Source organism: Cupriavidus sp. 05L310 (assembly GCF_056398185.1).
The window spans coordinates 70740-95171 of the sequence record NZ_JBFTOX010000019.1; the positions used below are offsets into that span (position 1 = coordinate 70740).

28 protein-coding genes are annotated in these 24432 nt (G+C 65.3%); 10 read left to right on the top strand and 18 right to left on the bottom strand.

Features of this window, described 5'->3' with window-relative positions:
* Positions 1–26 precede the first annotated feature (26 nt).
* Positions 27–1097, bottom strand: a complete 1071-nt coding sequence (locus tag AC1DS6_RS15885) for an FUSC family protein (RefSeq protein ID WP_441627620.1) — start codon at positions 1095–1097, stop codon at positions 27–29.
* Positions 1094–1519 carry a hypothetical protein gene (locus AC1DS6_RS15890; RefSeq protein ID WP_441627622.1) on the bottom strand — a complete coding sequence of 142 codons (426 nt, stop codon included), beginning with the start codon at positions 1517–1519 and terminating at the stop codon, positions 1094–1096. The genes AC1DS6_RS15885 and AC1DS6_RS15890 overlap by 4 nt, the downstream gene beginning before the upstream one ends.
* Positions 1520–1896: 377 nt before the next feature.
* On the opposite strand from AC1DS6_RS15890, the gene AC1DS6_RS15895 reads away from it, so the two are divergent.
* Positions 1897–2973, top strand: coding sequence for a porin (locus AC1DS6_RS15895; RefSeq protein WP_477102695.1), 1077 nt, complete (start codon positions 1897–1899; stop codon positions 2971–2973).
* A gap of 138 nt (positions 2974–3111) precedes the next feature.
* Here the strand turns inward: AC1DS6_RS15895 and AC1DS6_RS15900 are convergent, their stop codons facing one another.
* The 3 genes from AC1DS6_RS15900 to AC1DS6_RS15910 all read right to left on the bottom strand — a co-directional run bounded on the left by AC1DS6_RS15900 (position 3112) and on the right by AC1DS6_RS15910 (position 4855).
* The gene (locus AC1DS6_RS15900; protein WP_477102696.1) at positions 3112–3486 is read right to left on the bottom strand and encodes a CzcE family metal-binding protein; all 375 of its coding nucleotides are present in this window, start codon (positions 3484–3486) and stop codon (positions 3112–3114) included.
* A gap of 260 nt (positions 3487–3746) precedes the next feature.
* Positions 3747–4172: an organic hydroperoxide resistance protein gene (locus tag AC1DS6_RS15905; protein WP_477102697.1), complete on the bottom strand. Its 426-nt coding sequence runs from the start codon at positions 4170–4172 to the stop codon at positions 3747–3749.
* A gap of 188 nt (positions 4173–4360) precedes the next feature.
* Positions 4361–4855, bottom strand: a complete 495-nt coding sequence (locus AC1DS6_RS15910) for a MarR family winged helix-turn-helix transcriptional regulator (RefSeq protein WP_477102698.1) — start codon at positions 4853–4855, stop codon at positions 4361–4363.
* A gap of 138 nt (positions 4856–4993) precedes the next feature.
* Here AC1DS6_RS15910 and AC1DS6_RS15915 point away from each other — a divergent pair, with 138 nt between their 5' ends.
* On the top strand, positions 4994–5239 hold the full coding sequence (locus AC1DS6_RS15915) for an AbrB/MazE/SpoVT family DNA-binding domain-containing protein (protein ID WP_276291057.1): 246 nt from the start codon (positions 4994–4996) through the stop codon (positions 5237–5239).
* On the top strand, positions 5236–5631 hold the full coding sequence (locus AC1DS6_RS15920; protein ID WP_477102699.1) for a PIN domain-containing protein: 396 nt from the start codon (positions 5236–5238) through the stop codon (positions 5629–5631). The genes AC1DS6_RS15915 and AC1DS6_RS15920 overlap by 4 nt, the downstream gene beginning before the upstream one ends.
* On the opposite strand, the gene AC1DS6_RS15925 is transcribed toward AC1DS6_RS15920, so the two are convergent.
* The 3 genes from AC1DS6_RS15925 to AC1DS6_RS15935 form a co-directional block, all read right to left on the bottom strand.
* Positions 5624–6010 (bottom strand): nuclear transport factor 2 family protein, encoded by a 387-nt coding sequence (locus AC1DS6_RS15925; protein ID WP_441627635.1) that lies wholly within the window; start codon positions 6008–6010, stop codon positions 5624–5626. The genes AC1DS6_RS15920 and AC1DS6_RS15925 overlap by 8 nt on opposite strands.
* A 38-nt stretch (positions 6011–6048) precedes the next feature.
* Positions 6049–6927, bottom strand: coding sequence for a hypothetical protein (locus AC1DS6_RS15930; protein WP_477102700.1), 879 nt, complete (start codon positions 6925–6927; stop codon positions 6049–6051).
* Positions 6928–7088: 161 nt separating this feature from the next.
* Complete coding sequence (locus AC1DS6_RS15935) at positions 7089–7607, bottom strand: BON domain-containing protein (RefSeq protein ID WP_441627719.1); 519 nt, start codon at positions 7605–7607, stop codon at positions 7089–7091.
* A gap of 269 nt (positions 7608–7876) precedes the next feature.
* Here AC1DS6_RS15935 and AC1DS6_RS15940 point away from each other — a divergent pair, with 269 nt between their 5' ends.
* On the top strand, positions 7877–8461 hold the full coding sequence (locus AC1DS6_RS15940) for a gamma carbonic anhydrase family protein (protein WP_441627637.1): 585 nt from the start codon (positions 7877–7879) through the stop codon (positions 8459–8461).
* 58 nt (positions 8462–8519) lie between these two features.
* On the opposite strand, the gene AC1DS6_RS15945 is transcribed toward AC1DS6_RS15940, so the two are convergent.
* The 3 genes from AC1DS6_RS15945 to AC1DS6_RS15955 all read right to left on the bottom strand — a co-directional run bounded on the left by AC1DS6_RS15945 (position 8520) and on the right by AC1DS6_RS15955 (position 12854).
* Positions 8520–9872 (bottom strand): DUF1501 domain-containing protein, encoded by a 1353-nt coding sequence (locus AC1DS6_RS15945; RefSeq protein ID WP_441627639.1) that lies wholly within the window; start codon positions 9870–9872, stop codon positions 8520–8522.
* Positions 9873–9902: 30 nt separating this feature from the next.
* Positions 9903–11480: a DUF1800 domain-containing protein gene (locus AC1DS6_RS15950; protein ID WP_477102701.1), complete on the bottom strand. Its 1578-nt coding sequence runs from the start codon at positions 11478–11480 to the stop codon at positions 9903–9905.
* Positions 11481–11630: 150 nt separating this feature from the next.
* On the bottom strand, positions 11631–12854 hold the full coding sequence (locus tag AC1DS6_RS15955; RefSeq protein ID WP_477102702.1) for an MFS transporter: 1224 nt from the start codon (positions 12852–12854) through the stop codon (positions 11631–11633).
* 277 nt (positions 12855–13131) lie between these two features.
* Between AC1DS6_RS15955 and AC1DS6_RS15960 the strand changes: the two genes are divergently transcribed.
* From AC1DS6_RS15960 to AC1DS6_RS15970, 3 genes are all read left to right on the top strand, one after another.
* Positions 13132–13428 carry an ArsR/SmtB family transcription factor gene (locus tag AC1DS6_RS15960; RefSeq protein ID WP_276291090.1) on the top strand — a complete coding sequence of 99 codons (297 nt, stop codon included), beginning with the start codon at positions 13132–13134 and terminating at the stop codon, positions 13426–13428.
* Positions 13429–13516: 88 nt separating this feature from the next.
* Entirely contained in the window at positions 13517–14572 is a 1056-nt protein-coding gene (locus AC1DS6_RS15965) for an alkene reductase (RefSeq protein ID WP_276291065.1), read from the top strand.
* Positions 14573–14736: 164 nt separating this feature from the next.
* Positions 14737–15744, top strand: a complete 1008-nt coding sequence (locus AC1DS6_RS15970; protein WP_477102703.1) for an AraC family transcriptional regulator — start codon at positions 14737–14739, stop codon at positions 15742–15744.
* A 173-nt stretch (positions 15745–15917) separates the two neighbouring features.
* Here the strand turns inward: AC1DS6_RS15970 and AC1DS6_RS15975 are convergent, their stop codons facing one another.
* On the bottom strand, positions 15918–16547 hold the full coding sequence (locus tag AC1DS6_RS15975; RefSeq protein ID WP_441627649.1) for a cysteine hydrolase family protein: 630 nt from the start codon (positions 16545–16547) through the stop codon (positions 15918–15920).
* A gap of 100 nt (positions 16548–16647) precedes the next feature.
* Positions 16648–17610: a tripartite tricarboxylate transporter substrate binding protein gene (locus AC1DS6_RS15980; RefSeq protein WP_477102704.1), complete on the bottom strand. Its 963-nt coding sequence runs from the start codon at positions 17608–17610 to the stop codon at positions 16648–16650.
* A 185-nt stretch (positions 17611–17795) separates the two neighbouring features.
* On the opposite strand from AC1DS6_RS15980, the gene AC1DS6_RS15985 reads away from it, so the two are divergent.
* The 3 genes from AC1DS6_RS15985 (at position 17796) to AC1DS6_RS15995 (ending at position 19656) form a co-directional block, all read left to right on the top strand.
* Positions 17796–18617: a class II aldolase/adducin family protein gene (locus AC1DS6_RS15985; protein ID WP_441627653.1), complete on the top strand. Its 822-nt coding sequence runs from the start codon at positions 17796–17798 to the stop codon at positions 18615–18617.
* A 24-nt stretch (positions 18618–18641) separates the two neighbouring features.
* Complete coding sequence (locus AC1DS6_RS15990) at positions 18642–18779, top strand: hypothetical protein (protein WP_156177034.1); 138 nt, start codon at positions 18642–18644, stop codon at positions 18777–18779.
* A 175-nt stretch (positions 18780–18954) separates the two neighbouring features.
* Positions 18955–19656 (top strand): glutathione binding-like protein, encoded by a 702-nt coding sequence (locus AC1DS6_RS15995; protein WP_477102705.1) that lies wholly within the window; start codon positions 18955–18957, stop codon positions 19654–19656.
* A 21-nt stretch (positions 19657–19677) separates the two neighbouring features.
* On the opposite strand, the gene AC1DS6_RS16000 is transcribed toward AC1DS6_RS15995, so the two are convergent.
* From AC1DS6_RS16000 to AC1DS6_RS16020, 5 genes are all read right to left on the bottom strand, one after another.
* Positions 19678–20322 (bottom strand): methionine ABC transporter permease, encoded by a 645-nt coding sequence (locus AC1DS6_RS16000; RefSeq protein WP_441627722.1) that lies wholly within the window; start codon positions 20320–20322, stop codon positions 19678–19680.
* On the bottom strand, positions 20315–21190 hold the full coding sequence (locus tag AC1DS6_RS16005) for a methionine ABC transporter ATP-binding protein (RefSeq protein ID WP_441627724.1): 876 nt from the start codon (positions 21188–21190) through the stop codon (positions 20315–20317). Before AC1DS6_RS16005 ends, AC1DS6_RS16000 begins: the two co-directional genes overlap by 8 nt.
* Before the next feature lie 61 nt (positions 21191–21251).
* Positions 21252–22064: a MetQ/NlpA family ABC transporter substrate-binding protein gene (locus AC1DS6_RS16010; RefSeq protein ID WP_441627659.1), complete on the bottom strand. Its 813-nt coding sequence runs from the start codon at positions 22062–22064 to the stop codon at positions 21252–21254.
* A gap of 161 nt (positions 22065–22225) precedes the next feature.
* A complete protein-coding gene (locus tag AC1DS6_RS16015; protein WP_477102706.1) occupies positions 22226–23383 on the bottom strand; it encodes an ABC transporter substrate-binding protein in 1158 nt (385 codons plus the stop codon).
* Positions 23384–23466: 83 nt separating this feature from the next.
* On the bottom strand, positions 23467–24429 hold the full coding sequence (locus AC1DS6_RS16020) for a PDR/VanB family oxidoreductase (protein WP_477102707.1): 963 nt from the start codon (positions 24427–24429) through the stop codon (positions 23467–23469).
* Positions 24430–24432 lie beyond the last annotated feature (3 nt).

Consider the following 24432-nt stretch of genomic DNA (forward strand, 5'->3'; position numbering starts at 1 on the left):
CACAGTGTATGCGAAAGAAACCGGCTTCAGATATTCCACCGCTGCGCAATCTCCGACAGCCGCTGCCGCAACGCATCGAACTCGCCGGATAGTCTCAGCGTCAACGATACATAGCCGGCCCATTGCGCGGGTATGGCTTCCGTCATGCGTTCGAGTGGCGAATCGCCGCGCGGCTCCAGGCGCGCGACGACACCGTGCGTCAGGGCGCGCGCCATGCCGATCAGCATGGCGCTGATGCGGCGCGTTTCTTCGCCGAGGCAGTCCTGGATGACAGCCCTGGATTCGTCGTCGAAGCACGGACGGGTGGCGGCCAGCACTTCCAGCAGACTGATGCTGACCCGCATGCCGTGCTGGATTGCCTCGAGCTGTTCCATCGACACGTTGATCTCCTTGGCCACGGATGGCATCAGGGATCGCAGCTGCACCAGCAGGCCGCCTTGCAGGACCATGGCGCGCTGCAGTTCGGCCTTGTCGAGGGCTGCATCCGTGGCGATGGCTGTGTGCATCCTCGCGCAGCTGCGCAGTGCCTCGGCCAGCTTGTAGCGCCACGAGTACGTGGCGTGCAGGGGCAAGGCGAAGGAAAACAGCAGCGCGATTGCGATGCCGATCAACACATTGGCCGCGCGCCACAACCCGTCGGCGACGGCGTTCTCGCCGTGGCCCGCGACGATGAAGATGGTAATAGCGGAGAGCAGCGCGATATAGCCGCCCTTGCCGATTGCCTGGTACGCACAGATGGCACAGGCGATCACGATCAGCACGTAGCTGAGCAGGGGCGCGTGGAAATACGATTGCTGCAGGATGATCAACAGCCCCGCCCCCGCCCCGATCAGCGTGCCGAGCGCGCGCTCGGCGGCCTTCTTGCGGATGTTGCCATGGTGCTGCAAGCCGCCGATGACGACCAGCAGCGTAATGGATGCCCACTCGCCGTGAGGCAGGTGGATCCCCGTGGTCAGCGCGATGGACGTCAGCAGCCCGAGCGCCACCCTGGCAGCGTGAATCTGCCGGGCGTAGCGATAGCGGCGGGCCGGATCCAGCAGCGGGCGCAGCACGCGCCGCAGCACAGGAGGAAGGTGCGTGGATAGCGGGCTGGTCATTTGGGCGCGGCGGCGGGACTTGCGATGCCTTCATCCACGCGCTGCAATAGATGCGGGAAGAAGGGATTGGACGACATGCCGATCGGCGCATCCAGGCTGACGATCAGCGCCGCCCGTTCGCCGCGCGCGGCCATCGCGCCGAGCTGGACCCCGTAGTAATCGCCCGCGTCGGGCTGCGCGCCGTAGAGGCCGTCGCCCGGCGGGAACGGCAGCGCCACATGGGAGGGCGAACGGACGTCGGGCGGATCGCGCAAGCCAAGCGGCAGTGTTTGCACCGTGGCGCTGCCGCCCGGTGTGACCTGCCCGACCACGTCCAGCGTGCTCGTTCGAGGCATCGCGATACAAGTCATTACCTGCGCGGCTGAAGCGGCCGGGTTCTCTGCGTTGCCTTCCCGGAGCCGGGCGATGTCACCAGGGTTCATTGCGCTTTCTCCAGTCGAAAAAAGCACTTGATTCTATCCCTACCGGTTTGGGAAGAAACGGAAATCGGCTGCGCGCGTCCGGTCGCTCCGTCAGCGCCTGACATCCGGCGCCCGTCCGCGACCAACCGCACCAGCCGCGCGGGTGGCAGCGCAGGTGCCCGGCGCATGTCATGGATGGCGCCCATACGCAAACTCGTTCATTTCTTATTAAGAAACAGTTACCTTCATTTTTTCATAACTGTTTACATATCGTTGTCACACTACCGACGCAAACTCTCGGTGCCGCATTGGTGGATGGTCCCCGGCTCGCATCGCGACCATGACCTCCCCGGCAGCAGGGACCCTTATTCGCCCAGACAAGAAAACCGAGATTGATAGTGAAAAAAACGCTCCTCGCACTGACCGCCGCAGCCGCGGCATGCTCCGCCTCCGGTATCGCCTCCGCCCAGACTGCCTCCAGCGTGACGCTCTACGGCATTGCCGATGCCGGCATCAGCTACCAAAGCCATGTGCAGGGCCCCAACGGGGGCGGCGCACTGTATGGGGTGACATCCGGCGGCCTTTCCGGTTCGCGCTGGGGTATTCGCGGCGTGGAAGATCTCGGCAACAACCTGAAGGGCATCTTTGTACTGGAAAGCGGCTTCGACATCGACACGGGCAAGTCCGGCCAGGGCAACCGCCTGTTCGGCCGCCAGGCTTATGTCGGCCTGCAGAACGACCTTGGCGCCATCACGCTGGGCCGCCAGCAAAATGCCTTGTATGACCTGTTCGGTGCCTATGACCCGATGGCGGTCGGCAGCAGCTACTCGCTCAACTCGGTCGATACCCAGGGCTTCAACGGCCGCGCAGACAACGCCGTCAAGTACACCGGCAAGTTCGGCGGCCTGATCGCAACTGGCTTCTACAGCTTCGGCCGCGATAGCAACGTCGCCAACGGCGGCGAAGTACCGGGCAGCTTCCAGGTCGGCAAGAATTTCGGCGGTGGCGTGGCGTACGCCACCGGCCCGGTCTCGGTGGGTGTCGCCTATGACCAGTACCAGGGCAGCACCGTTGCCACGTCCGGCGCCGCGGCCAAGCGCGCCGCCATCGGCGGGTCTTATGCCTTCGGCGATGCGAAGGTGTTCGCCGGCTACCGCTGGCTGCGCGACGAACTCACCAGTGCGACCTCGGTGCGCCAGGACAACCTGTACTGGCTTGGCGCGCTGTACAAGATCACGCCCGCCTTCAGCCTGACCGGTGCGGCTTACTATACTGATGCCCGCAAGGACAGCAACGATTCGTGGATGTTCGTGCTGAATGCGGACTATGCCTTGTCCAAGCGCACCGACGCCTACCTGCTGCTCGGCTACGTGAACAACAAGGGGCAGGCCACCTACGGCGTCACCAACGCGATGAATACGCTGGCGGGCCAGAATCAGACCGGCGTCATGGCCGGCGTGCGCCACCGCTTCTGACCTCCATCGCGGCACAAGCTGGCGGGCTTGCGGGCCACGCCAGCGAACGATCATATCGACCTTGGCTTGTTCACTGAGTCGGAGGACGTTAGGCCGGCAGCGATGCCGGCCATTTTTTGGCGCCTTCGGGGTTGGGCGTCAGCCTCCGGTGAAGAGCTTGCTCGGCGCGATGTACACGCGGATACCGCCGGCCTGTGCCACATTCGGGAAAATGGTCTTCATATCGACCGACGTTCCCCCGATCGCCTCCAGGAAGGTCCAGCCGACGGTCGTGTTGCCGGCGCGGAAGGCCACCGATTCCCCGGATGCCACGTTCACGTAGTTCATGCCCGGCGTCAGCGTCACGGTGCGGGTCGTCGTGCTCACGTCCGCGGGGCTGCCGAACAGGGCGGCGATCCGGTCGGCCTTTGCAACCGGTAGTGGCGCTTGCGTGGGCGCCGTGGCACCCCAGGCTGACGAGATGCCGAGGATGGAGAGTGCCAGCGCGGCGGCAAGCGTTTGCTTCTTGGTCATTATGTTTTCCTTGTGCCTGCCCTTGTTTGTTGGGGAGGTAGGAAAAGTGTAGCTACGCCGCAATCATTCTAAAAATGATATATACAACACAAATCAAGTCGCTTTTTTCATGAGTGATGGTGATGCCAGCGACGATTCCGCACGGCCGGGCGGTCCGGCCCATGCGCAAGGGAAGCGCACGCCGGCGCATTGCGCAGGGCCGGTTCCCAGGCAGTTGGCGCGCGAATCCGCGCCAACTGCCTGGGAATCCGGATCCGCGCTCAGACCAGGTTGAGACGTACGTCGATATTGCCGCGCGTGGCATTCGAGTACGGGCAGACGATGTGTGCGTTGTCCACCAGCGACTGCGCGACGGCACGGTCCAGCCCCGGCAGCGCGATGTTCAGGTCCACCTCGATGCCAAAGCCCGTGGGAATGGCACCGATGCCAACCTGCCCGGTGATGGCGGTATCGGCAGGCAGCGCCACCTTGTCGCGGGCCGCGACGAACTTCAGCGCGCCGAGGAAACAGGCCGAATAGCCGGCGGCGAACAGTTGTTCCGGGTTGGTGCCCGCGCCGCCCGCGCCGCCAAGTTCGCGCGGCGTGGCCAGCTTGACGTCCAGCACGTTGTCAGACGATACCGCGCGGCCGTCACGGCCTCCGGTTGCGGTGGCGGTAGCGCGGTAGAGGACTTTTTCGATCGACATGATGGCACTCCTGATAAGTGATAAAGCCGGCTCGTCGAGCCTGCGGTTCGAGAAAGCCCGGGAGCCTTCCATATTAAATAGCTAACTATTAAATAGTACGCTATATAAATTACAATAAAAACGGGCCGCCCTCCTGCCTGGCCCGCCTGGCGCCAGTGGCTCGCATCGCCCTGGCACCGCGATCCTGATCAGCCGCCTGCTTCGGCGAACCGTTCGCGCAACTTGTCCAGTTCCGCCTTCACCGCCACGACCTGCTCCACGCTGCACGCCGAAGCGCACAGCACCGCGCGGGGCACGGCCTCGGCCGGCTCCTTGAGCGCACGACCTTCGGCGGTCAGCGAGACGATGACCTGGCGCTCATCCGCGGCGGCGCGCTCGCGCCGCACCAGTTGCTGGGCTTCCATCCGCTTGAGCAACGGCGTCAGCGTGGCCGAATCCAGGTGCAGCCGCGCGCCGATTTCCGAAACGGTCAGGCCATCGGCCTCCCACAGCACCAACATCACCAGGTATTGCGGATAGGTCAGGCCCAGCGGCGCCAGCAGCTTGCGGTACAGCTTGTTCAGCGCAAGCGACGTGGCGTACACGGAAAAGCAGAACTGTTGGTCCAGCAGCTGCGCCGACGCGGCATTGAGCGTGGCGTCAGGTGCAGCTTGCTTGGTCCGGGAGGTGCGTTTCGTGTCCATGGGCTGAAATTTATATCGCACACGATTAAATTGCAAGCTATTTTTCTGGGTGTCGATAGGGGCTGCCGCTGCCATTCCCTTGAGATTTCCATATCCTTACACCAAAGTAAGGAATCAGGTTCCGCAGGAGAGTTCACAATGACGTCAGCAACAATCACTTCGAAAGGGCAGGTCACCATCCCTGTCGACGTGCGCAATGCGTTAGGCGTAGGTTCAGGTGACCGGATCGAATTCATCATGAATGAGCAATCCGGTCGTTATGAGGTCGTTCCAGCCATTCAATCGGTAACGGCGCTGAAAGGCATCATTGGCAGTCCGAAACGGCCGGTCTCGGTGGAGGATATGAACGCTGCCATCGCCGGGCAAGGCGCCTCGGCGCGATGATTGGCCTCGATACCAATGTACTTGTTCGTTACCTTGCGCAAGACGATGCCGTGCAGTCACCCAAAGCCAATGCCCTGATCGAGTCGCTATCAACCGAGCGGCAAGGCTACGTGACGCAAGTGGTACTGGTCGAGGTCGTCTGGGTGTTGAGCAAATGCTATGACGCGCAACGCGAAGATATCGTTCGGATTATCGAGACGCTGCTGCGGACGAAAGAACTCGCCGTTGAAGCGTCAGAGACAGTTTGGAAAGCCCTAAGGGTGTTTGCCTCCTCGGCAGCCGACTTCGCGGACTGCTTGATAGAACGCGCCTGCCACGACGCGCAATGTGAATACACGGCCACGTTTGACGTGAAAACGGCCAGGTCAGCCGGATTGAAGCTCATCAGGTAGAGAAAGGGTCCGTCGGCGTGCCCTGGTGAAAGAACATCTGCCAGCCCTTGTCGGTAAGCTTCCAGATCGAAGTGCGAAGGGTATGCCGTTCCAGCCGGCCGTCCGGCCGCCGGCACGCCGACCGGTAGTTCAGCATGGCCACGTCTGGCGCGAGCTGCCGCAGCGAGAAGTCCTGCGCCCATATCGTGCCGGATGCGGCCTCGGGGGGCAGTTCGCTGAGCGTCTCGGCCTTGGTGTGAATGCCCCCGGACCGGCCAATCTCCAGGAAACTGTCATGCAGCAGCACGTCCAGCCGATCCCTGTCGCCGCCGGCGGCAGGCTGGTGTAGTTCGGTTTCAAGCTGCTGCAGCACTGGCAGCAGTGCCTTATCTTCATTCATACCAGGGCACTCCTCTCGTTAGCGTCTTGCTTCCCGGATCACGGCGCATCCTCATCCAGGCCAATCGCCGTCGTATCGATCCGCTCGACCTTCCCCTTCTGGCGCACTTCCGTACGCAGCACGAACGCCTCGGTCGGACAGTACCAGTCGGTGACGTTCATGATCGTCGGCTCGGTCTGGATGAGGTCGTCTCCCATCATCAATGGCCCCAGCGAGGATCGCTTCTCATAGGTGATGGGCATGCATTCGCGGCGTCCCATCGCGGTCTCGATGGATTGCGCGCGGCCGACCCGGCGCTCGCCGATGGAGACCGAGGCCGAGGGGGCCCGAATGGTGGTGACCATCTCGTCCGTTGCCAGGCTATGTATCTCCAGGTCCAGGCTGGAACTGAGGGTCTCGCCAGGCAGCACGACGCCCTCCCTGATGGCCAGGCCCGCATAGCTCAGCACGCCCTTGCCCTGGAACGAGGCCTGCCCGAACAGGCGCGTATAGCGCGCCTGCGCATTGATGGTGGCGCGCTGGCTGCTCACCGTGGCCACCGCGCCGGGCGTAGCGCCCCGGTCAAAGCTCATCCTGTGCACCTGGTCCATGACCACCGGCGGGCCCATCATGGCCGCCAGCGCCGACTTGGAATGGATCGACAGCCATGCGCTGCAGCCCTTCTCCGTGATCGAAGGATGCCGGATGGTCATGGTGATCGACATCGGCATGTCGCCACTGGCCTCCATCTGCGCGCGCGCCCCCGACTGGAACCAGGGCGCGTCGCAGATGGTGCCGGGGATGCCCTCGGGCGCTGCGCTGCCGGTTTGCCCTTGCTGAGCCATCCCTTCATCGGGAAGCCCGCATAACAGCAGTGGAAATAACACCGCGCCCAGTCTTCGGAAGGCGCGCGTCGGCCCGTAAGGGTGAGCGGTCATGTCTTGTCCCAAGCCAGAAACCTCGCGCTGGCGATCCCCCTGGATAGAGGGATTTCGGCCCGGCCGGGCCACCAGCATGCCCCGAAGGTAGCACTTGGCATCGCGGCCCACAACCGGGACAGACACCGGAACGGAAGCATCCATGCACGGCAAGAAAGTGCTTACTTCTGCCCGCCAGCGGATTGCGGCCGGGCCGGCGCCGCCACGCCCTGGCGGTCACCGAACAAGGGGTAAGGCACCCCGCGCGCAGGATCGTCGGTGGTCTGGTCTATCACGATCTCCACATCCGCCACCTCGCGCAGCGCCGCCATGAACGGCTGATGCGCGAAGCCACGTCCCACGCAGCCCTGCACCAGCAGCCAGCGCCCCCGCACTGTGAGCCACAGCGTGGAATCCTGCCAGCCCGGCATGGCGAGCGACAGCGACTGCAGGCGGCGGCGCGTGCTTTCCACGATCTCCTTCTCGTACTGGTAGGAATTGGCGAGGCGGCAGCGGCCTTCCACATAGCAGTGGTTGCCATCTTCGATCCGGTGATGGGCATCGCGCCGCCATTGCGCCTCGTCCACGCGGGGCCCGAGCGGCTCCGGGCAACCGGCGATGCGCGAAGAGATCTGGAAGAAGGGATCGCGGCCACGGTTTTCCTTGTCGTTATCGCCGCCGCGCGCGGGCCAGGCCAGCATGGCGGCGCCGGCGAGCGCAATCATGGCGATCCGCACGGAAACAAACGAACGATGGACGGGCACGGCGGACTCCGCGGTAACGGCTGCGTCTGCATAGCATAGGACCAGCCGCGGCCAGGTGAAAGTGCGGCCAGACGCGGGCGCTTCGGCCCGGTTTCCCTGCTTTTTGCGCCAGGGGAGCCTGGGCTTTCGCAGCGTGCCGCGCGAAAGCGCGTGAGCGCATCCACGTACAATCTCCGCATTCAAAAGAATAATTCAAGGAGACAGTCATGGCAGTCATCGGACCCGATGTGCGCTTGCATCCCACCGCCTACGTGCACGAATCGGCCTACCTCTATGGCAAGATCACCATCCACGAGGGCGCATCAATCTGGATCCATGTCGCCGCGCGCGCCGAGAGCAGGGAAATCGTGATCGGCGCCTACACCAATATCCAGGACTTCGCGATGCTGCATATCGGCGACCGCTCGCCAACCATCATCGGCAGCCATTGCTCCATCACGCATCACTGCACGATCCACGGATGCACGATCGGCGACAACTGCCTGATCGGCATCAACGCCACCATCATGGATGGCTGCGTAATCGGCGATAACTGCATCGTCGCCGGACATGCTTTCCTCAAGGAGGGCACCGTGATTCCGCCCAATTCCATCGTGATGGGCAGCCCCGGCAAGGTCACGCGCACGCAGAACAACTATGTGCGCAACCGGCTCAATGCGTTTTTGTATTACAAGAATGCGCTGGCCTATGCGCGGCAGGATTATCGGGCATGGGAAGGACCGGAGTTCACGGCGGAGATGATGGCGGAAATGGAGAGGCTGCAGGCAGCGCTGGAAGCTACTGGATCGTGACCGGCCGCATCGCGGGCAAGATCGGGCGGCCGGTGCTGCCGGCCAGGGGATGAAGCGGCTAGAGCAGCCCGATATCCACCGCGCGGGTATCGGGAAACACATGCGCCAGGCGCGCATCGTCCAGCCCGTAGAGGCGCCTGAACAGGCCGCCCAGCATGGCGCGGTATTCGTTGAGCACGGGCCAGTCGCGATTCTGGTTCAGCGTGCGCTGCTCTACCGCCACCTGCTCGCCGGCTATGCGCCCGCCGCGCACCGCGCCGCCGGCCACCCAGTACACGGTGCCGTGGCCATGGTCGGTGCCGCGCGTGCCGTTCTCGCGGAAGGTGCGGCCGAACTCGGAGACCACCACCACCGTGGTCTTGCTCCACACCGGGCCGATCTCATCGGCAAAGCCGGCGACGCCGCGCCCCAGGTTGTCCAGCAGGTTGGCCAGTTGCCCCTGCGCACCGCCCTGGTTCACATGCGTATCCCAGCCGCCCACGTCGATAAAGCCCAGGTTGAAGCGCTCGCGCATCAGGCTGGCCATGCGCCGCGCTTCCAGTTCGAAACCCTTGGCGCTGAGCGCGCGCCGGTTGGCCGCCTGCATTTCCTGCATGCGGCTGGCCATGTCGGGCTCGGGCTGCGCGGGCAGGTTCGCGGCCATCATGCTGTTGCGGCGTTGCATGGCCTCGGCCTCCTGCGCCACGGTCTGCCGCAGCTCGAAGCCCTCGTTGATCAGCGACTCGAAACGCGTGCCGCGGTACATCTGCGCCAGCACGCGTGTCTGGCGTTCGTCGAAGGGCGTGCGCCCGGTGCCTTTGAGCGAGACATTGGGCACACTGAGCGCACCGCTGAGCACCATCGGCAGGCCGTCGGTAAAGGCTACCGGCGCGGCGCGTCCGCCCATGGACTCGGCGAGCCGGTTGAGAAAGCCGGTGCCGCGCAGCGAGGGATCGGCGCGGCCGTTGCCCTTTCCGTTCGCAGCCAGCGGCAAACCCGCCTCGATACTGTCCTGCGTCTCGAAGTGGCTGCGCGAGGAGTCCGCCGTGCCGGCAAAGGGCACAAAGGCAAGCTGCTGCTTCTGCCACAAGGGCAGCAGGCTGTCCTTGAGCGCGGGATGCAGCGCCCACGTGTCGATGCCCCGGTCCGCGCCGCCATCGAAGGCCGCCGCCAGCGACAGCGCGGCGCGCGGATCGGCCGGGGCGCCCTGCGCAGCCGGCCTGGCGATGGCGATATTCGGACGCGACGCGTAGTAGAAATCACTGCCTGCCGGCACCAGCACATTGGTGGCATCGTAGCCGCCGCGCAGGAACACCAGCAGGAAACGCGCATCGGCCTGCTGCGGCAGCGCGTAGGCGCGCGAGGCAATGCCGGGTGCCAGCGCAGCCAGTCCCGCCAGCCCGGCGCCCTTTAGCCATTCACGTCGTTGCATGGGTCGCTCCTTGATCCAGGGCAGGGCCTCTCATTCCTGCATCCACTCGGGCGAGGAAAGCAGGATGGTGTTCCACTCCGCCTGCGAAGCTGCCTGCGTCATCGCGGTGCGCGTGGCGGGCCCGAGGGTGGGTTCGATGCTGTCGAAAAACACGCGGTTGCCGAGTTGCGGAAACCCGGTGCGCTCGGCCGGCTTGCCATCATCCTTGGAGAAAAGGCCAACCTGCCCGGAACCGATCGCGCGGGCAATCTCGAAGCGCTTGACCATCTGCCCCGAGCTGGCCCACGCGCTTTCCGCGGCGGGGAAACCGTCCGGCGTGATGCGGCCATAAAGCGGCTCGCCCAGCTGGTTGAGCCAGGCGATGGCCGGGCGCAGGTTGGCCACCATGCGGCCGTCGTAGGCCAGCCGCAGCGACGAGGCCACGAACTGCATCGGATCCTTGAACTTGCGGTTGCCCGAGGCCAGCGTTGCGTTCAGCTCCGGCGACAGGAACAGCGTGCGCAGCACCGCCGCGATATCGCCGTCGCTCTGCACGAACGTGGCCGCCATGCGGTTGACCAGCGATGGCGGCGGCGCATCACCAACGAAATGCGCGGCGAGCTTGTAGGAGATAAAACGCGCCGTGGCGGGCTCGCGGCTGAGAATGTCCACGGCTTGCTCCACCTCGTGGAACCCGGTCGGCTCGATACGATGGCCGAGCAGCGTCTTGGGCCCGGAATCATGCCGGCCCGGATTGAACTCGAATACGCCATCGGCGCGGTAGAGCGCCTGCTTTTGCGGCGGCAGCTTCGGCGGCTGGCCGCTGGCATTGATGCCCAGTCCGGTCAGCACGCGGGCCAGTTCCTGCACGTCCTGCTGCGAATAGCGCGAACCGCTTGCGCCGCCGGACACGCCCAGCGTATGCAATTCCATCAGCTCGCGCGCGTAGTTCTCGTTGATGCGGTCGACCGCGCTCTGCGCGTTGTCCAGGTACTCCAGCATGGCCGGCGCGGTCACCGTGGCCATCAGCAGGTCGCGGAACTTGCCCAGCGCACGCGGGCGTATTGCCTTGTCTTCGTAGTCGGCCAGCACCCAGCGTATCGAGCCTTTGCCGGAGTACACGCTGAAGTGATTCATCCAGAACCATGTCATCTGCTCGCGCAACTGCGCTGTGGAGTAAAGCGCGCGCAACAGATGGCGCCGGCTGGTATCGAGCAGCACCTCGTTGCCGCCGCGGTTCAGCGCATCGCGCGCCTTTTGCTTTTCGTCATCGTCCGTGAGCGTATTGATGCGCTGCTGCTCGGCGCGCACGCTGCGCAGCCTTTGCTCGCCGCTTTGCTGTGCAATGCTCAGCGCGCCGATGGTGGCGGCGAGTTCGCCGGCATCGGTGGCGGGCGCCTTGAGCTGTTCATCGAGATAACGTTCGCGGCCCAGCTTGCGCAGCCGTTCGATGCTGGCCTGGTTGGCGCCGAAGGTGACGGTGTTGAGCCAGTGCAGGTCGGCCGGTTTCAGGGTCGCCGCGGCGCTGCCGCTGTCCGGCGCGCCGCCGCCCTGCGCGCACGCGCCCAGCAGGCCGGCGGCAGCAGCCAGCAGCAACACCGGCATCACACGTGAAAAGCTGAAGGTCATGGATAGCCTGCCTGATCTCGAACACCTGTAGGTGACACCGCTCTTACGCGAGCGGGCGGGTTTTGGTTGACGTGATCAGCCCGATTTCCATACTGGATCCGCAAGCAAAATGAAAGTTCCTGCCGGATTACCACGCAAACGGGGGGATTGCTATTCAAGCGGCCGGGGCATCGCGCGCAAGGTCAGGGCCCAGAACACCAGCGCAGCGGCGCTGATGGCGGCGCCCAGCACACACACGCCGGACCATCCGGCGCGCGCATAGACGTGGGTCGAGGCGATCGAGCCGGCGCCGCTGCCTAGCGCATAGAACAACATGTAACAGCCCACCAGCCGGCTGTGCGCTTCCGGCTGTACGCGAAACACCAGGCTCTGGTTGGTGACATGGATGGCCTGCCCGGCAAGGTCCAGCACAATGACGCCGGCCACCAGCAGCCACAGCGATTGCTGCGCGAAACCCAGCGGCAGCCAGCAGGCCAGTAGCAACACCAGCGCAGCGCCGGTCGTCGCCTGGCCCAGCCCGCGATCCGCAAGGTGGCCGGCACGCGCCGCCGCCAGCGCGCCCGCCGCCCCCACCAGCCCGAAGGCGCCGATGGCCGTATGCGACATCGAATACGGCGGCGCGCTCAGCGGAAACACCAGCGCGGTCCAGAACACGCTGAAGGCGGCGAACATCAGCATGGCGAGTACCCCGCGGATCTGCAGCGTGCGCTCGTGCGCCAGCAGCGTGAACATCGAGCCCAGCAGGCGCGCATAACTCATGCGCAACGGCGCGCCGTGCCGATGCGGCAGGCGGCGCGCCAGCACGGCGATCATCAGCAGCGCCAGCACGCCCGAGACCACATACACGGCACGCCAGCCGGCCAGGTCACCCAGCGCGCCCGCCAGGGCCCGCGCCAGCAGCAACCCGACCACCACGCCGCCCTGCGCCGCGCCTACCACGCGGCCGCGTTCGGCGGGCGCGGCCAGCGTGGCGGCGAACGCGATCAGGCCTTGCGTCATGGCCGTGCCCAGCAAGCCCACGGCGAGCATGCCGGCCAGCAAGGCAACGCGCGAGGAAGCCAGGGCCACCAGGGCCAACGCCATCGCCAGCAACAACAATTGCAGCAGTATCAGGCGGCGCCGGTCGACCAGGTCACCCACGGGCACCAGCAACAGCAGCGCCAGCGCGCAGCCCGCCTGCGTGGCTGTGACCACGATGCCTGCCGCGCCGGTGCCGAAGCCGAATTCATGCGCCATGGCATCGAGCAAGGGCTGCGCGTAGTAGACGTTGGCCACGCTGAGGCCGCCAGCCAGCGCGAACAGCCAGACCAGCGAAGAAGGCATCGAAGGCGCTGCCGCACGCAATGCGGCTGCGCTTCCTGGGTTAAAAGTCATGACGGGCTCCATCTGGTTTTGTAAAAAAACCAAGTGAAGTCTAACCTTCATGGTTTCTTAAAGCAACCAGATTGGGTTTCGCTAAAACCTTTCCCGGAATGGGGCCAATTGGTGATGTTTTCGCCCCTCCGGCAAAGTCCCGACACATATCGTATAGTCACGATATTAATTTTGTGAGAAGCAGATATTTGTTTCGCCAGTCTGCGAAACAACGATCCCTTCCGTGACAGCAGTGAACCCTGAAGCCACCCCCGACGCGAGTTCCGACTCAAACCCGATCGACATCGACGCCATCCACAAAGCGCTGGCAAACCCGGTGCGGCGCAATATCCTGGCCTGGCTGAAATCGCCGCAGGAGAACTTCGCCATACAGGACTACCCGCTTGAGCTGGGCGTCTGCGCGGGCCTGATCGACGCGCGCACGGGCTTGTCGCAGTCCACCGTGTCGGCGCATCTCGCCACGCTGCAGCGCGCCGACCTGGTGACGTCCAAGCGGGTTGGCCAATGGATTTTTTTCAAGCGCAACGAAGTGACCATCCAGGCTTTTCTGGATCACATGCATAGCGATCTGTGAAACCTGGCGGCGCGCAAGCGCCCGAAGCCGCACCAAGTCCGTGGTGCGTCATCCTCCTCCACCCTTTTCGGTACCAAGACCAATAGCCATGCCTACACTCTTTGATCCGATCCGTATCGGCGACCTCGATCTTCCCAACCGCGTCATCATGGCGCCCCTGACGCGTTCGCGCGCGGTGGGCGGCGGCCGCGTGCCCAATGCCCTGATGGCCGAGTACTACGTGCAGCGCGCTTCGGCGGGCCTGATCCTCAGCGAAGCCACTTCCGTCACCCCGCAAGGCGTGGGCTACGCCGACACCCCGGGCATCTGGTCCGACGAACAAGTGGCCGGCTGGAAGGTAGTGACCGATGCCGTGCACGCCGCCGGCGGCCGCATCTTCCTGCAGCTATGGCACGTGGGCCGCATTTCCGACCCCGTCTTCCTCGACGGCGAGCTGCCGGTGGCGCCCAGCGCCATCGCGGCCGCGGGCAATGTCAGCCTGGTGCGCCCCAAGCGCCCGTATGTCACGCCGCGCGCGCTGGAAACCGATGAGATCCCGGGCATCGTCGCGGCCTACCGCCACGGCGCGCAAAATGCCAAGGCCGCCGGCTTCGACGGCGTGGAAGTGCACGGCGCCAACGGCTACCTGCTCGACCAGTTCCTGCAGGACAGCACCAACAAGCGCACCGACGCTTACGGCGGCCCGATCGAGAACCGCGCCCGCCTGCTGCTGGAAGTGACCGACGCCTGCATCGACGTATGGGGCGCATCGCGCGTGGGCGTGCACCTGGCGCCGCGCGCCGATGCCCACGACATGGGCGACTCGGACCTGGGCGCCACCTTCGGCTATGTGGCCCGCGAACTCGGCAAGCGCGGCATCGCCTTTATCTGCTCGCGTGAAGCGCTCGGCGACAACCGCCTCGGCCCCGCGCTGAAGAAGGCCTTCGGCGGCGTCTATATCGCCAACGAACAGATGACCAAGGAAACGGCCGAGCATGTGCTGCAAGCCGGCGAAGCCGATGCCGTGGCCTTTGGCCAGTTGTTCATCGCCAACCCCGACCTTCCGCGCCGCCTGCAGATCGACGCGCCGCTGAACGCGCCGCAGCCAGCGACCTACTACCATCCGGGCGCCGAAGGCTATATCGACTACCCCGCGCTCGCCTGACCTGGCATGACAGCCCGCGCTGGCTCGCGTGCGACAGCGCGCGTGGCTGGCTGAAGGGTCGATCGGCTGAAAGGCTGAAAGGTTGAAACGCCCCGCCTCGCGCGGGGCGTTTCCCATGCCCGCGACGGTTTGTGCGCATCGCCACCATGCCATAATCCGCAGCCATGGCATCTACCGACCCGTCCGACCCACCGCTGCCGCGCATCCATCGCGCAGAGTACGCGCGGCGCATGAACCGCGTGCTCGACTATATCGACCAGCATCTGGACACGGCGCTCGACCTGGCGCAACTGGCGGATGTGGCGAATTTTTCCCGATTCCATTTTCATCGCGTGTTCGCGGCATGGATGGGTGAGACGCTGGGCGACTACGCGCGCCGGCGCCGGCTCGAATCCGCGGCATTTCACTTGTCCTGCAAACCGGAGGCCTCGGTGCTGGAAATCGCACTGGCCACGGGATTCGGGTCAGGCGAGGCATTTGCGCGCGCCTTCAAGCTCAGGTTTGGCTGCACGCCGTCGGCCTGGCGCGCTGGCGCGGCGCAACACCGGGCCGAGCAAATGGCGGCGGCACGCGAGCGCCATGCCAACCGCCATGGCAATCCGGATAGCAATCCGGATCAGGTCCTGCGCAATGCCAGTCAGGTGGACGGCCGTGCATTCACCGACCATGGCGGCTCCCACCAAGCACATGGAGAGCGCAATATGGAAGTCCGCATCATCGATCTACCCGAGGTACGTGTCGCCTACCAGCGCCACATCGGTCCCTACGGCCCGGCGATCGGCACGTTCTGGCGCGAAGCCGTCGCGCCATGGATGCATGCCAACGGCCTGGGTGAGCAGACGTGTTATGGCATCGGCCACGACGCCCCGGGCATTACGCCGCCGGACAAGTGCCGCTACGACGCCTGCGTGGCGGTACCGGAAGCGTTCCAGCCCGGCGGCCAGGCCAGCATTGCCGTCCTGCCGGGCGGACGCTACGCCGTGGCGCCATTCAGCGGCGCCCCTGCCACCATCGGCGAGGCGTGGATGTGGCTGACCCGGGAATGGCTGCCGTCGAGCGGCCTGCAATGCGACGAGCGCCCGTGCTTCGAGCGGTTCTCGGCAGTGTCCGCGCTGGACCGGCGCACGGGGGTGCTGACCTGCGAGCTGTGCATTCCTGTGCGTGCGCTGTAGCACGCCACGGGCATACGCAAGGTGGAAGGCGTGACGCGTGCTGAAGTCGCCGATTGCCTCAGCATCTACATGGTCCGGGAGCACATCGTCCGGGCCATGGCGCATTGCCGTCGCAGGATGGCGAGAGACGCCGTCGCATAGCTGCGCCGGAGCACCCCCGCTGCATCGCGCTTTTAGCCCGCTGCCTGCAGTTGCGGCAGCAGTTCGTCCGTCGTCAGGATCACGTGGGCATACGTCGGGCCGTTGATCTCGTGGGCGGCATGCATGGCTTCCGGGGAAAACGCCGCGGTCGCGTCCTTTACCAGCGTGATGTGGTAGCCAAGCTCGGCGCCGAATTTCGCGGTGGTCTCGATGCAGGTGTTCGCCAGCATGCCGATCACGATCAGATGCTCCATGCCACGCCGCCGGAGCTGATGGTCAAGGTCGGTGTTGGCAAAGCCGCTGGAGCCGAAATGTTCGGTGGCCATGACGTCTTGCGGTTGCGGCATGAAATCGGGATGCCATTCGCCACCCCAGGACCCTGCCGCGAAAGGCTGCACGCGATGCGCGCCGGCCATGTAGGGCGACAGGTGCTTCCATCCGGCAAAATCATCCGGCGTGGCGCGGTGATGCGGCACGTAGAAGACCGTGATGCCCGCCGCCCGCACGGCGGCTAGCACCCGGCGCATATTCCCGACCGTGCCGGTGGCATCGGCCACGGCCCGGGCGGGTCGGTTGAGCTTGCCTTCGTCCGACAGGAAGTCGTTGTACGGGTCGACCAGGAGCAGCGCGGTGATCGCCTTGGGGTAGGCATTTTTTCTCATCCTTCTTCTCCTGAACGCCGGACACTGTCCCAGAGTAGGGAACCCTTCGCAGCGCGTCAATCGGAAGTCCGGAGGATTCCGTTTCCTGGTCCCGCGCGACTCAGTCTGCCTGCGCCCCGGAACGCTTCACCACCGCGCCCCACTTGCGAATCTCGCTGTCGAGGAACTTGCCGGTTTCCTCCGGGCTCATCGGCATCGGTTCCGAGCCGCGGTCCGTGATGAACTTCGCCAGCTCCGGCGATTGCAAGGCCTTCACCGTTTCCGCGTTGAGCTGGCTCACCAGCGCGGGCGGCAGGCCCTTGGGCGCCATCAGGATGGCCCAGCCCAGCGCCTCGAAACCGGCAACGCCTTCCTCGCGCACCGTGGGCACATTGGGCAGCTGCGGCGTGCGCCTGGCCACCGTCACCGCCAGCGGCACGGCCTTCTTTGACTGGATCAGGGGCAGCGCCGCCGTCACCGAATCCACCATCAGCGGGATCTGGTTGCCAAGGAAGTCAGCCTGCGCCGGGCCGCTGCCTTTGTAGGGAATGTGCACCATGAAGATGCCGGCCTGGGCCTTGAGCATCTCGGCGGAGAGATGCTGGGTACCGCCCACGCCGGCGCTGGCGTAGCTGTACTTGCCGGGTGCGGCCTTGGCCCTGGCGATCAGGTCGCGCAGCGAGACGATGCCCGAAGCCGGCGTGGCAAGGAACACCAGCGGCACCGAGAACACCCCCGAGATCGGCTGGAAATCCTGGCGCGGGTTGTAATTCAGCTTCTTGTACAGGGTCTGGTTGATCGCCATGGCACTGCCGGCCATGACCAGCGTGTAGCCATCGGGCGCGGCGTGCGCGGCCAGCTCCATGCCGAGGTTGCTGCCGGCACCGGCGCGGTTGTCCACGACGATCGGCTGGCCAAGCTGCTTGCCCAGGCGCTCGGCCAGCGCGCGCGCGAAGATGTCGGTGGCCTGTCCCGGCGGGAAAGGCACGATCAGCTTGATGGGCCGCTCGGGGTAGGCGGCATGGGCAAGCGTGCCGGCCAGCGTCAGTGCGGCGGCAGCGATCAGGGAAATGGGCTTCTTCAAGGGGCTCTCCTGTTTTTTCGTTTTATGTGTTGTGCATGCGCTGCAACGGATTCTACGGGATGCCGCGTCGGCGGCCGCGCGCGCAAGCTCCGCCAGCGCATTTCCATATGCCGATTGCGGCGTTGGCAAGCCTGACCCGCAGCCGTATGATGTTGCGGCACCATCCCCATACGCCGGAGCGCCGCATGAACGCCGTCACCGAACCGCAGCTGGCCTGGCTTGACACCAGCCAGTCCCTTCCCGCCCTGCACTTCCCCGCTGTCCAGACCGAGGTCTCGCCCGATGAATGGGCTGTGCGCGTGGAGCTGGCGGCGGCCTACCGGCTGGCGGCGCAGTTCCGCTGGACCGATCACATCTACACCCATTTCTCCGCGCGCGTGCCCGGTCCGCACGAACATTTCCTGATTAATGCCTATGGCCTGACGTTCGACGAGATCACTGCGTCCAACCTCGTCAAGGTCGATATCGACGGCCGGATCCTGCGCGACGACACCGGCCTTGGCATCAACCCCGCCGGCTACGTGATCCACAGCGCCATCCACGGCGCGCGCCACGACGTAGGATGCGTGCTGCATACCCACACCGCCGCCGGCATCGGCGTCTCGGCCCAGCGCGACGGGCTGCTGATGATCTCGCAGCACGCCATGCGCTTCTTCGGCCGGGTGGCGTATCACGATTACGAGGGCATCGCCATCGATCTGGACGAACGCTCGCGGCTGGTGGCGGATCTGGGCGACAAGGACATCTTCATCCTGCGCAACCACGGCCTGCTGACTTGCGCGCCTACCATCGCGCAAGCCTTCCAGGAACTGCACATGCTGGAGCGTGCCTGCGTCGCGCAGCTTGCCGCGCAGTCCGGTGGCGCGCCGCTGGTGATCGCGCCGGATGCGGTGGCCCGCAAGGTAGCGGACGTGGTGGTGAACAATGCTGGCGGACCGGTCACGCGCAAACACTGGGCCGCCCTGCTACGGCAGCTCGACCGCAGCGACCCGTCTTACCGTCAATAAGCGCAAACGCACGCCAGAGGCCTCATGCCCGCGACGTCCGCCGTTACCCTGGCCGGCCTCGGGCTGGCGGCCCTATTGCTACTGCTGCGCGCCAGCCGCGACCCGCGCGTGCTGGCGGCGCTGCGCAGCGATCCGGCGCCGTGCCCGCCGCTGGCGAACTGAGCCGTAGCGCCCGGCGAAGCGGGCTGCGCATGCCGGCAGCCACCGCGGTAGTCCACGCCGGCTGGTCCCGGCCGCAGCAGGGAAAGGGAGGCGATCCTATAATCCACCTGCATGCAAGCCCGTCCAGGCCTCCCGTTTCCCCGTGCCTGCCATGCGGCACAACAGGACCATCCACATGATCGATCTGTACTACTGGACCACCCCCAACGGCCACAAGATCACGATGTTCCTCGAAGAGGCTGGCCTGCCCTATCGCGTGGTCCCGGTGAATATCAGCCGCGGCGAACAGTTCGAGCCCGCCTTCCTGAAGATCTCCCCGAACAACCGCATCCCGGCCATCGTCGACCAGGCGCCCGATGATGGCGGCGAGCCGGTCTCCACTTTCGAGTCGGGCGCGATCCTGCTGTACCTGGCCGACAAGACCGGGCGCTTCATCCCGGCGGACCTGCGTGGCCGCAACATGGCGCTGCAATGGCTGTTCTGGCAGATGGGCGGGCTCGGGCCGATGGCAGGCCAGAACCATCACTTCGTGCAATACGCGCCCGAGCCACTGCCCTACGCCATCGAGCGCTACGTGAAGGAAACGGCGCGGCTGTATGGTGTGCTGAACAAGCACCTGGCAGACGGTCATGCATACATCTGCGGTGCCGAATATTCGATAGCGGATATCGCCTGCTACCCGTGGGTGGTGCCGCACGAACGGCAGCGCCAGAACCTCGATGACTTCCCGCATCTGGCAAACTGGTTTGCGCGCATACGGGCGCGCCCCGCCACCGAACGCGCCTACGCGCTGGCGAAGACGATCAATACCGCACCGGTAGTCGATGAAGCGTCGAAGCGCGTGTTGTTCGGGCAGGATGCCTCGACCGTACGCTGACGGGTGAACGCGCTGGCCGGATCAGCGCTTGTGGTCGAAACGCCGTGCCAGCCGTTCGCCGCCGAACTGCACCAGCGTCACCAGCGCCACCAGGATAACGATCACGTTGAACATCACCGCGGTCTCGTAGCGCTCGTAGCCATAGCGGATGGCAAGGTCGCCAAGGCCGCCGGCGCCCACCGCGCCGGCCATGGCGGAAGAACCGATCATGGCGATCACGCTGACCGTGGCGCCGCCGACAATACCCGGCAGCGCCTCGGGCAGCAGCACGTGCCGCACGATATGCCAGCGCCGGCAGCCCATGGCGCGCGCGGCCTCGATCAAGCCCGGATCGATCTCGTTCAGGCTCACCTGCGCGATGCGCGCGAAGAAGGGAATCAGGTGCACGCTCAGCGGCACCACCGCCGCCCAGGTGCCCATGGTGGTGCCGACGATCAGCCGCGTCACCGGCAGCATCGCCACCAGCAGGATGATGAAGGGGATCGAGCGGAAGGTATTGACCAGCGCGGACAGCGCGCGGTACAGCCGCGGCCGGGGCCGCAGGCCGCCCGGCGCGCTCAGCGTCAGCACGATCGCCAGCGCCATGCCCGCCACGAAGACCACCAGGCACGAACTGCTCACCATCAGCAGGGTCTCGCCCAGTGCGCGTATGTACTTGTCAACCATGGGCAGCATAGCCGCGTACCTCGGAATGGCCGGCGCGCGCACCCGCGTACGCCGCATTGGAATTCGAATTCGCACCGGCCGGGGCCGGCATCTCCAGCCGCAGCGGCCGCAGCAAAGCCAGCGTGGCGTCGGCTTGCGGCTCGGCAAATACCTGCCACACGTTGCCGAGTTCGACCACGCGGCCGTGGTCGAGCACCAGCACGCGGTCGCAAGCCTGGCGGATCACCGCCATATCGTGCGTAATCAGCACCACGGTCAGGCCCAGCTGGCGATTGATGTCGCGCAGCAGCGCCAGGATGGACTCCGTGGTTTCGGGATCCAGCGCCGAGGTGGCTTCATCGCACAGCAGGATCTCGGGCCGGTGCACCAGCGCGCGCGCAATGCCCACGCGCTGCTTCTGCCCGCCCGAGAGTGTGGCCGGATAGACCTGCGCCTTGCCGGCCAGCCCCACCAGTTCCAGCAGCGCCATCACGCGCGGCGCAATCTCCGCGCGCGGCACGCCCGCCACGCGCAAGGGCAAGGCAACGTTCTCGAACACGGTCTTGGCCGAGAGCAGATTGAAATGCTGGAAGATCATGCCGATGCGCCGCCGCAACGCCACCAGGCCGTTTTCATCGAGTCCGCCCACGTCCACGTTATCCACGCGAACCTGCCCGGTGCCCGGGCGCTCCAGCATATTGATGGTGCGCAGCAGCGTGGACTTGCCCGCGCCGCTGCGGCCGATGATGCCGAATATCTCGCCGCGCGCCACGGTGAAGGAAACATCCTCCAGTGCCGGGGCCTGCGCGCCCGCATAGCGCTTGCCGAGATGCGCGAAGACGATATGCGGCGGACTGGATTGCAGCGATAGCACCTGTGACACGATCAGGATCCTCCTGGGAATTGCAGGAACAACAACAATCGGGAATCGGAAATCGCAAATCCGAAGCTCAGAACGCCGGAATCACCGAGCCCTGGAACTTGGTCAGGATGAACTTGCGCACCTCGTCCGAGTGGTACGCCTTGATCAGCGGCGCCACCCACGGCGCGGCCTTGTCGCGCTCGCGTACCGCGATGACGTTCACGTAGGGGTTGTGCTCCTTCTTCTCCACGGCAATGCCGTCGCGCGTGGCGATCAGGCCGGCCTGGTAGGCAAAGGTGTTGACCACCGCCGCGGCGTCAACGTCGGGCAACGAGCGCGCCAGCACCACCGAGGCGCTTTCCACCAGGTCCAGCTTCTTCGGGTTGGCGGTCACGTCGGCCAGCGCGGCAGTGCCGGTGTAGGGGTCGAAACCATCGCGCAGCTTGATCAGGCCGTGATCGCGCAGGATCACCAGCGCGCGGGTCTGGTTGCTCGGGTCGTTGGGAATGCCAAGGCGCGCGCCCTGCGGCAGCGATTCCAGCGACTTGTACTTGCGCGAGTAGAAGGCGATCGGCGAGATCAGCGTATCCGCCACCGCCACGATCTTGTAGCCGCGCTGCTTCACCTGGTCGCGCAGGAAGGGGATGTGCTGGAAGGCATTGGCGTCGAGGTCGCCGTTGTTCAGCGCTTCGTTGGGGCTGGCGGTGCCGGTGATCACGATCGGCTGCACATTGAGGCCCTGCTTCTTGGCCACCTGTGTGACCACCTCCCAGATCTCCTCGTCCACGCCGCCGCGCACGCCTACCTTGATGGTCTTGTCGGCAGCCAGCGCCGGGGCGGCGCCAATGGCTAGCGCCGCCGTGGCGGTCAGGAGTGTTGAAAGCAATGCGCGCAGGTTCATAAGCCGTTCACCTTGAGTTTGGACTGGCAATGGTTGAGTTGGCGAGATGCCAGGTGAGCCAGTCTAGGCAAGCGGCGGCATGATGGTCCAAGAATAAAACCGCAGTAGCAAATCCGGAAAATGCGGCCGCCGGGGCGCAAGCCGCTTGTCCGTCCGCCACCCTACTTCAGATACTTCCAGGCACCGCTCTGGATCTGCACCAGCGCGGCCGCCCGCTTGTCGTAGCCAACATGGTCGGACCTGGACATCGTCGTCACGCCCTGGGTTGTCACGACGCCGCTGGTGCTCTCCAGCGCATCGCGCAGCGCAGCGCGAAACGCTTCGCTGCCTGGCCTGGCCTTGCCGAGGGCAACGGGAATCGCCGAGCGCAGGACCAGGCCCGCGTCCCAGACATTGGCCGAGAAGATCGAGGCCGAGTTCTGCCCGTTAGCGGCCTCGTATCGCTTGATGAAATCCTGCGCGACGGGACGCATCGGGCTGTCCGGCTCAAGCTGGTCGGCTACCGGCACCGGCCCGACGGCAAAGATCGCACCCTCCGCATCCTTTCCCGCCACGCGCAGGAAGTCCCGGTTGGCGATGCCATAGGTCTGGTAGACCTTGCCCTTGTAGCCACGCTCGGCGAGCGTCTTCTGCGGCAAGGCGCCGGGCGTTCCGGACGCGGCGACCAGAACGGCATCCGGCTTCGCGGCGATGATCTTCAGTGTCTGGGCTACCACGCTGGTGTCGGTGCGCACGTAGCGCTCCGTCGCCACGAGCCTGATGCCGGCCTTGTCCGCCAGCGGCTGGAGCGCCGACAGCCACGCGTCTCCGTAAGCATCCGAGAAGCCCATGAACGCCAGCGTCTTCGCACCGGTCTGGCGCATGTGGTCAAGCGTGGCGCCGACCATCAGGCTTTCGTTCTGGATTGCCTTGAATGCCCAGCGCCGCTTCTCGTCTTGCGGCTCGACGATCCTCGCGCTTGCGGCCAGGCTCATCAGCGGCACCCTGGTCTCGGCGGCAACGTCCACCAGCGGGATGGTCGATGGCGTGACCGAGGAACCCATCACCACATCCACCTTGTGTTCATCCACCAGACGCCGGAAGTTGCGAACGCTGGCGCTCGGATCCGAGGCGTCATCGAGCACAATGAAGTTCAGCTTCTGCCCCGCCACGTCCTTGGGCAGAAGGTCGATGGCGCTCTTCGCCGGAATGCCCAGCGACGCCGCAGGACCGGTCAGCGACAAGGTGACGCCGATGTTGATATCGGCATGGGCGGTGGCTGCGGCCAGGCCGGACATGGCAAGCACGACAGTCATCAGTGCGCGGGTGGGATGGAACATCGCTTTGTCTCCTTGGTGTATCGCGGCCATCTCGGTGGCGCGCGTGGTGAGGGTATGGTGGCGGCGAGGCGTTCCGGGCAGGCTCAGATATCCAGTTCAAGCTCGGGTGTCAGTGCCCTGGAAACGCAAATCATGATGGCCGTGTTCGCCTCGCGCTCCGCATCGCCCAGCACATGGTCGCGGTGGTCCGCCATGCCGGACAAGAGCGGTACTTCGCAGCTGCGGCACAGGCCCTCGCGACAGGCGAATGGCAGCGGCACGCCATTCTGTTCCAGGGTTTCGAGAATGGTGGAGCCGGCGGGAACGATGAAGCGGCCGCCGTGCCGGTGCAGGATCACCGTGAATGCCTGCTCCGCGCTTGCGCTGGCTTGCCGTGGCTCGGCACTGAACCGTTCGAAGTGCGTGGCGGCCCGTGGCACGCCCGCCGCTTCCGCCGCTTCCGCCGTGGCGGCCACCGCGTCCATCAGCGGCGATGGTCCGCAGCAGTACACATGACTGCCGTCGGCCAGCGCGCCGAGAAATGCGGACAGGTCCGCCAGTTCGCCCCGGCTCTCGTCATCGACATGAAGCTGCACCCGTTCGCCATATCGCGACAACACATCCAGGTAAGCCGCACGCTGGCGCGAACGCATGCAATAGAGCAGCTTCCATGGCCTGCCGTTGGCTTCGCACCAGCGAATCATGCTGAGAACCGGCGTGATGCCAATGCCGCCGGCAATAAAGACATGCGCCGTGGCAGCCGCGTCGATGCCAAACAGCGAACGCGGCATGCTCACGGTGACCGGGTCGCCCTCCCTTAGCCCGGCATGAACATATTGCGAGCCTCCGCGCGAAGACGGCGCGAGCCCGACGCCAAGGCAGTAGCGGTGGGTCTCGGCCGGGTCGTTGCAGAGCGAATACTGCCTGACGATATTGCCTGGCAGGTGAACATCGATATGCGCGCCCGCGGTGAAGGCGGGCAAGGCACCGCCGCAAGGACGCCGCAACTCGATGCCGCGAACGCCCTCCGCCTCCGAGGTCAGCCTGGATACGATCAGTTCGAGCATGCC